Source organism: Acidimicrobiales bacterium (genome assembly GCA_041394185.1).
Classification (GTDB): Bacteria; Actinomycetota; Acidimicrobiia; order Acidimicrobiales; family Poriferisodalaceae; genus JAAETH01.
Map to the genome: position 1 here is coordinate 1 of JAWKIQ010000007.1, position 5,684 is coordinate 5,684.

Below are 5,684 nucleotides of genomic sequence, written 5' to 3' on the forward strand. Positions count from 1 at the left end.
GTCGGGGTAGTTGGACGCCTGACCGATGACCCAATAGGCCGGCGACCCGCCGACGTAGCCCGCTTCGCTCGTCGGGATGTCGAAGTGGATGGTGTCGATGCCGGCCGACGCGTTGGCCTCCTCGATGGCGGCTCGCAGGGTGCATTGGGGGTCGCCCTGGGTGTTCAGCGCGCCGGTGTCGCACACGCCGTTGCCGGCCGACAGGTCGGACGCGTCGCCCGTCGAGTTGACTACGACGACACCGGTCGCCGTCAGGTCGAACACATAGAACGCACCCGCGTCGAGCGACCCGTCGTCGTCGTTGACCGCCGAGATGACGACGTTCAACGTGCCGTCGCCATCGAGGTCACCCAGCGATGCGACGTTCGAACCGAAATAGTCGAAGTTCTCGAGCGGCCCGGCGACACCGTTGGATCCCGACCCGAACGCCGCCTCTCCAATGACCGAACCCGAAGCGTCGAGGTTCAGCAGCAGCACCAGCCCGCGGTCGTTGCCGCCCAGATCGGCCTGAGGGGCTCCGACCATGATGTCGGGATTGCCGTCCTGGTCGGCGTCGCCCACACCGGCGATGCTGTATCCGAACCGGTCGCCGTCCAGCAGGCCATATGTGAGGCCGCCGGTGCCGCTGGCAATCATCGACTCGGCTTTCACCGTGCCGTTGGTGTTCAACATCAGCACATAGGCCGCACCCCTGTCGGAGCCGCCCGTGTCGTCGCCGGTGGCGCCGACAAGCACGTCGTACGCCCCGTCGCCGTCGACGTCGCCCACGGGGCCTACCGAATCGCCGAAGAAGTCGGTGTTGGCCAGCGGAGCAACCAAACCGCCTGTGGTGTCGCTGATCTTGGTCTGCGACGCGACCGTTCCGCTGGAGGTCAGGTACAGCACGTAGACGGCGCCGGCGTCCAGGAAGCCGTCGTCGTCGCCCTTGGCTCCCACGGCTATCTCGCTGCGGCCGTCACCATCTAGGTCGCCAATGGCCGCCACCGCGTTGCCGAACTGATCGAAGTCGTCGATCGGCCCGGTCAACCCACCGGTGGTCGAGCTGATCTTCTGTTCGGCCTTGACCGTGCCGTCGGTGTTCATGAACAGCACCCACACGGCGCCTCGTTGCGAACCACCGTCTGTGTCGTACTGCGAACCGACCACCAGGTCTGCGATGCCGTCGCCGTCGATGTCGCCCGGTGCCGCGAGATCGCGACCGAATCCCACGTCGTTGGGCGTCGGCCCGACGAACCCGCCCACGCCCTGGCTGATCTGTTGCTCGGTCTTCACCGTGCCGTCGGCGTTGAGGAACAGGATGTACACCGCACCGCGGTTGAAGCCCGCGCCGTCGTCGTAGTAGGCGCCAACGGCGACATCGACCACACCGTCGCGGTCGAGGTCGCCAATCGGCTGCACGCTGGAGCCGAAGTAGTCCTGAGATGCCAGTGGGCCGGTGAACCCACCAACCGTGGCAGACACCTTCTGCTCGGACACCACCGGCGCCCCCGATGCCAACCCGATGGGTGAGTCCAGGTAATCGGGTTGGGCGTCCAGGTCGCTGTCGACCGCGTCGCTGGGGTTTCCGTCAGCGTTGGGGTCGGCGCTCTCGGACGCAGTCGGTAGGCCGTCGCCATCGTCGTCTGGGTCCAGATAGTCGGGAACGGTGTCGCCGTCGGTGTCTGGCCCCGGGTTGGTGGCGGCGTCATCGTCCAGGTCCAGGTTGGCGTCTTCGTACCGGTTTTCGATGCCGTCGCCGTCGTCGTCGCCAGTGGGCGAGGCCAGCGCCACGATGGGTGGATCCTCGGCCTGCGCCATCGCGGGGGCGGGGAATCCGAGGCTCATCAGAACTGTGGCAAGTGCTGCTGCGAGGGCGCGTCGAACTAGACGCCCCGGGGGCGCCGTGACCCCACGCGGGGGATCGAGGCGAGTGTTTTCAGCCATGTTTCTGTCTGAAAGAGTCGACAGGCCCGTATGGAGGGAAAGCCTGGGTGGCTGAACGGGTAACTTCTTGGCCGATGACCGAAGACGACTTCGAGCCTCATACCGATCAGCTGGTCGAGGCCAACAAGGCCTACGCCGAGCATTTCCACGACAGCGAGTTGCAGGTGCGGCCCACCATGCACATGGCTGTGGTGGCCTGCATGGACTCGCGGATGGACATCTTCCAGATCCTGGGGCTCCACAACGGTCAGGCCCACGTCATCCGCAACGCCGGAGGCATCATCACCGACGATGTGCTGAGGTCGGTGTATCTGTCGCAAAAGGCGATGGGTACCCGCGAGATCGTGCTGCTGCACCACACCAACTGCGGCCTGCAGAACCTCGATGAGGTCAGTCTGCGCCGCGAACTCGAGGAGACCACCGGTGTGCGCCCCGCGTGGACCTTCGACTCGTTCGACAGCCCCTACGACGACGTCAAACAGTCGATTCGGCGCTTGCAGATGAGCCCGTTCATCCTTCACAAGGACCACATCCGCGGTTTTGTGTACGAGGTCGAAACAGGGTTGTTGCACGAGGTCACCGTCGACGGTTGACCCGCCCCCGACCGCAGATCGACCCTGGCATGTGGTACCAGGTACCCATGCGCCGCATCGCCCTGGTCCTCATAGCTGCTGCCTGTCTGGCGATTGTGCCACCGGTTGCATCAGGGCCCGCCGGGGCCGCGACGCCAATTGACGTCGTGGCTGTAGCCGCTGTTCCTGACGGCGACGGCTACATCATCGTCGAGAGCGACGGCGTGGTCTGGTCCTATGGCGAAGCCCCAGACCTGGGCGATCTGGCGGGCATCGGCCTGGCCCAACCGATAGTCGGCGCAGCTATCACGCCTACTGGTGGTGGTTATTGGTTGGTTGCTTCTGATGGTGGGGTGTTTGCGTTTGGTGATGCGGGGTTCTTTGGGTCGACGGGTGGGTTGGCTTTGGTTGAGCCGGTGGTGGGGATGGCTGCGACGCCTACTGGTGGTGGTTATTGGTTGGTAGCGTCCGATGGTGGGGTGTTTGCGTTTGGTGATGCGGGGTTCTTCGGTTCGACCGGCGCCATCGCTCTTGACCTGCCGGTGATGTCCATGACCCCAACGCCGTCGGGACGCGGCTATCGCCTGTTCGCCCTCGACGGAGGTGAGTTCGACTTCGGCGACGCCACCTTCATCGGTTCGAACGCTGCACGCGGCGTCCGCTTCGCAGCGGCTGCCGTGACCCCCGGCGGAGACGGCCACTGGATGGTCACCGCCAAGGGTCAGCTCCAGCAGAGCGGCCTGGCACCCAGGCTCGGGGCACCTGTAGCGGGCCCGCCCACCGCCGAGGTGCCGCTCGACCAAGCCGACCTGGCGTTCGAGACCCTCGGCATTTTCGACGAGCCCGTCGCCATCCGGTCGAGGCCCGGCGATTCGTCCGGGGTGTACGTCGCCGAGAGGTCGGGCCGCATAGTGAGGTACGACATGGGTTCCGCGGTGCGCACGACCCTGCTCGACATGTCGAACCTCACCGCCACCGACAACGAACGCGGCCTGCTTGGCTTCGACTTCTCGCCAGACGGCACGAAGCTCTACCTCGACCACACCAACCTGGCCGGCAGCGTCGAACTGGCCGAATACGACCTGACCGTTTCACCCCCCACACGTCGGCTGCTGTTGACCATTCCCCAGCCGTTCGCCAACCACAACGGCGGCGACATTCATTGAGCATCCCCCCTCTGGCCGGTCACCTCGAATAGGAGGTAGCCATGTCAGTGATGGAGGAGAAGGAGCCACGGTCTCGGTCTCGTCGTTCGTTCACGCCTGAGTTCAAGGCCGACGCGGTGGCGATGGTGCTCGATGAGGGCAACACGATCGCCGATGTCGCTCGACGGCTCGGGGTCGGCGAGACGAATCTGGGGAATTGGGTGCGTCAGGCCCGGGTCGATCGAGGTGAGCGTGAAGGATTGACGACCAGCGAGCGTGAAGAACTCGCCGAGCTGCGCCGCGAGGTCAAGCGCCTGCGGATGGAACGCGAGCTGCTCAAACGAGCGACGGCCTTCTGGGTGAAGGAGTCGGGACAGTGACCCGCTATCGGTGGGTCGCTGCCCGGAAGGCCGAAGGCTTCCCGACCACGACAGCATGTGAGACCGCCGGCGTCAGCCGGCAGGCCTTCTATGACTGGCGCCAACGCGAGACTGTAGGGCCGACCGAAGCCGAGGAGGCCGAGGCCGCTCTGGTGCAGGAGATGCGCGAGATCGCCGATGAGTTCGACGAGTCCTACGGGTCACCGCGCATGACCGCTGAGCTACGCGATCGGGGCTGGCGGGTGAACCACAAGCGGGTGGAGCGGCTGATGCGTGCCCATGGCATCGTCGGGATCTACAAGCCCGCCAAGGTCCGCACCACGATCCCCGCCGAGGATGCCCCGCCGTTGCCGGACCTGGTGAAGCGCAACTTCGCCCCTGGTGTCCCAGATGTCGCGTGGGTTGGCGACATCTCCTACATCCCGACCGGGCAGGGCTGGCTCTATCTGGCGACGGTGATCGATCTCGGATCGCGGCGCCTGCTCGGGTATGCGATGGCCGAGCACATGCGCACCGAGCTCGTCTGTGACGCCTTGGCGATGGCCGCCGGCGTCCGGGGCGGGCGCACCGCCGGGATCATTTTCCATTCCGACCGCGGAGCGCAATACCTCGCGGGCGACTACCGGGCAGCCGTCGCGGAGCGCGGCATGATCCAGTCCGTCGGCCGCACCGGGGTGTGCTGGGACAACTCGGTCGCCGAATCGTTCTTCAGCTCACTCAAACGAGAGCTGATCCACCGCTACCGATTCGAAGACCGCGCCGGAGCCCGCCGAGCGATCTTCGCCTGGATCAACCGCTACAACACCCGAAGGCTGCACTCGAGCCTCGGATACCGTTCACCCACCACCTGGGAGAACCTGCACCGTCCACCAAAGGCCCCAAAGGCCGCATAAACCACGTGACCGGCCAACGGGGGGAAGCTCACATGTCACCGAAGACGGGCTGGTGTGGGCGTCTTCGGGCGATGGCGGCAGCGGGGGCGATCCGTCGAACAACGCCCAGAACCGATCCAACCTGCTCGGCACCATCTACCGCATCGACCCCACACCCTCGGCGGGGGCGCCCTATTCGGTGCCAGGCACCAACCCATTCGTGGGTGAAGCCGGGGTGCGTGCCGAGATCTGGGCCTACGGGCTGCGCAACCCTTGGAGGTTTGCGTTCGACTCGGCCACCGGCGATCTGTGGATCGCCGATGTCGGCCAGGGTTCGCGAGAGGAGATAAACCTCGAACCCGCTGGTTCGGGCGGTGGACGCAACTATGGCTGGAAGGCGTGGGAGGGCGACGTGAGGTTCTCCGACGTTGCGGCCGCCGATCCGTTCTTCCCCATCTACGCCTACGGACACGACCAGGGCTGCTCGATAACCGGGGGAGTGGTGTCGCGAGGCGGGCTTGCAGCGCTAGAGGGCGTGTATCTGTTCTCCGACTATTGCAGCGGCGTGATCTCGGGTTTGCAGATCGTGGGCGGCGATGCGGTATCGGTGGTCGACCTGGGCTTGCGGGCTCCGGGTGCCGTCGCGTTCGGCACCGACCCCAATGGCGACGTGCTGGTCGCCCTGCTGGGCGGCGGTGTCCGCCGCATCATCGATAACTGACCTGGTACGCCGCGATTACCCTGGGCCACCAACGCCGAGCGGGTGCCCGGCGACGTTGTCAGGGGGAGTCG

5 protein-coding genes and 1 pseudogene are annotated in these 5,684 nt (G+C 65.8%); 5 read left to right on the top strand and 1 reads right to left on the bottom strand.

Going from position 1 to position 5,684, the window contains the following annotated elements:
• The coding region (locus R2770_22260; GenBank protein MEZ5283192.1) for an FG-GAP-like repeat-containing protein at nucleotides 1–1,824 on the bottom strand (1,824 nt) is incomplete at its 3' end.
• Nucleotides 1,825–1,997: 173 nt separating this feature from the next.
• On the opposite strand from R2770_22260, the gene R2770_22265 reads away from it, so the two are divergent.
• The 5 genes and pseudogenes from R2770_22265 (at nucleotide 1,998) to R2770_22285 (ending at nucleotide 5,613) form a co-directional block, all read left to right on the top strand.
• Nucleotides 1,998–2,516, top strand: coding sequence for a carbonic anhydrase (locus tag R2770_22265; protein ID MEZ5283193.1), 519 nt, complete (start codon nucleotides 1,998–2,000; stop codon nucleotides 2,514–2,516).
• Nucleotides 2,513–3,661, top strand: coding sequence for a hypothetical protein (locus R2770_22270; GenBank protein ID MEZ5283194.1), 1,149 nt, complete (start codon nucleotides 2,513–2,515; stop codon nucleotides 3,659–3,661). The genes R2770_22265 and R2770_22270 overlap by 4 nt, the downstream gene beginning before the upstream one ends.
• Nucleotides 3,662–3,702: 41 nt before the next feature.
• Nucleotides 3,703–4,020, top strand: a complete 318-nt coding sequence (locus R2770_22275; GenBank protein MEZ5283195.1) for a transposase — start codon at nucleotides 3,703–3,705, stop codon at nucleotides 4,018–4,020.
• On the top strand, nucleotides 4,017–4,913 hold the full coding sequence (locus R2770_22280; protein MEZ5283196.1) for an IS3 family transposase: 897 nt from the start codon (nucleotides 4,017–4,019) through the stop codon (nucleotides 4,911–4,913). Before R2770_22275 ends, R2770_22280 begins: the two co-directional genes overlap by 4 nt.
• A gap of 46 nt (nucleotides 4,914–4,959) precedes the next feature.
• Nucleotides 4,960–5,613, top strand: a pseudogene (locus R2770_22285) (PQQ-dependent sugar dehydrogenase).
• The last annotated feature ends 71 nt before the right edge of the window (nucleotides 5,614–5,684 follow it).

Bases quoted from the DNA above. Each gene is read 5' to 3' on its own strand.
- R2770_22265 (MEZ5283193.1), top strand. From the start codon at position 1,998: ATGACCGAAGACGACTTCGAGCCTCATACCGATCAGCTGGTCGAGGCC.
- R2770_22275 (MEZ5283195.1), top strand. From the start codon at position 3,703: ATGTCAGTGATGGAGGAGAAGGAGCCACGGTCTCGGTCTCGTCGTTCG.